The following is a 1,515-nucleotide window of genomic DNA, read 5'->3' as shown; positions in this document are numbered from 1 at the left end:
ATCAGAATGTCCCCAGGACCCTGTGATTCTGGGGACATTTTTCTTGACACGGACACAGAAGAGCCCAGACGACGCGCCAGGGCATCAGTGGGCATTGCGCTGGGACAAGAGGCCGCATCGTTTCAGGTGCGCTCCCTCGTGCGCCAGATGGACTTCCCGGACGAGGAGTGCGCCAAGGTCTCAAAGCTTGTGAGGGGTCTCCTCGAGAAGGGTCGAGCCCCTCATTTTGACCATCCCCGGCACCTCCTACGCGACCGGTGCCCAGATCGTCTCAGAGACCGGCGACATCCCCAGGTTCAAGAACGCCTTCGCCCTCGTGAGCTACGCAGGGCTGAACTCACAGGTGAGCCAGTCGGGCAAGTTCGACAGTGGGGGCGCCCTATCACCAAGCATGGCTCGCCCTACCTCAGGAGGGCAATCTGGCTTGCGGCCAGCAGAGCCTACCAGTACGACTTGAAGCTCAAGGTCTCCTGCGACAAGAAACGCCGCGAGGGAAAGCCTCACAGGGTGGCTGTGACGGCAGTAGCAAGGAAACTGTGCAATATCGTCTTCGCTGTCATGCGCGACCAGGCTCCCTACGACCCCGATCGCTAGGAACGGTCTCTGGAAGCATTCGATATTCAGCTCTCAAGGTGCAGTAAACGCCTGCTTGTCTAAGATTGGAAATTTAGTATTCAGGTCTTGACTTCATATAGCTGGTCTCCTTCGGTTCCGGCCCGCCCCCGTGACGAGCCTGCGAAGGTCCGAGGAAAGTCCCGGGAGGGACGCGGCAGGGGAGGCCAACCGGATGCAGGGCATGGCAGGCGATAGCGGCTCCGGAGTCCTGGCAGCGCAGGGGACCCGGGGGATGGACGCTGGCGCCTCGACGTTGCATGCGATGTCGCATGGAGGGCGGCGCTCACCACCCTTGCCCACCGCGCCGGCCGGCTATGGGCTACGGAAGGGCCCTCCGCCGCCCGTCGCGGTGGAAAGCGCGGGGAGCGCGTTTCTCGCAGCAGCCCTAGCCGATATGACGGGCAGACGGCCCGACGAGCGTCTCAAGTTGGCTGCGAGGTACTGTAGAATGTGCGTACCGAGCTATTTGGAGACGTGCATGCAACAGCCAATAAACGAGAACAACCCCGTGCTTTTCTCCACCGAGAGGGAGAACCAATACTTCGACCGCAAGAGCGCCCGCCTGAACCCGAAGGAAACGGCCCGGCACATTTGCGCCTTCGCCAACGCCTCGGGCGGCAAGCTCGTCATCGGCATCGAGGACAATGGGGAAATCACGGGCTTCAGGAGGGATGGCGCCCGCAACATCGAGGAGTTCGAGCAGGGGCGCTCATGGGGTGCGAGCCAGTGCCCGAGGTCCATCCCATGCGCGTCCCGGTCGTCAACTCGCACGGCGAGGACGATTGCATCCTCGTGCTTGAGATAGGTCCCTCATCGGGCCATGTCATCTCCAGGCGCAGCGACAGGGCGGTCTTCCTGCGCCAGAAGGACAGCAGCGTCGAGCTCGAGCGCGATCCGGTG

The 1,515-nt window shown here is 62.4% G+C and carries 2 protein-coding genes; both read left to right on the top strand.

The window, feature by feature from the left end:
* The first annotated feature begins 226 nt into the window (after window positions 1-226).
* On the top strand, window positions 227-457 hold the full coding sequence (locus tag ACO59D_RS13070) for an IS110 family transposase (RefSeq protein ID WP_485127353.1): 231 nt from the start codon (window positions 227-229) through the stop codon (window positions 455-457).
* Between the two features lie 636 nt (window positions 458-1,093).
* Window positions 1,094-1,420 carry an AlbA family DNA-binding domain-containing protein gene (locus ACO59D_RS13065; protein ID WP_165443494.1) on the top strand — a complete coding sequence of 109 codons (327 nt, stop codon included), beginning with the start codon at window positions 1,094-1,096 and terminating at the stop codon, window positions 1,418-1,420.
* Window positions 1,421-1,515: the final 95 nt, after the last annotated feature.

The sequence above is a fragment of the Tractidigestivibacter sp. genome, assembly GCF_057241865.1.
Note: the sequence above shows the minus strand (reverse complement) of the source record. Positions and strands in the feature narration are given on the sequence as shown.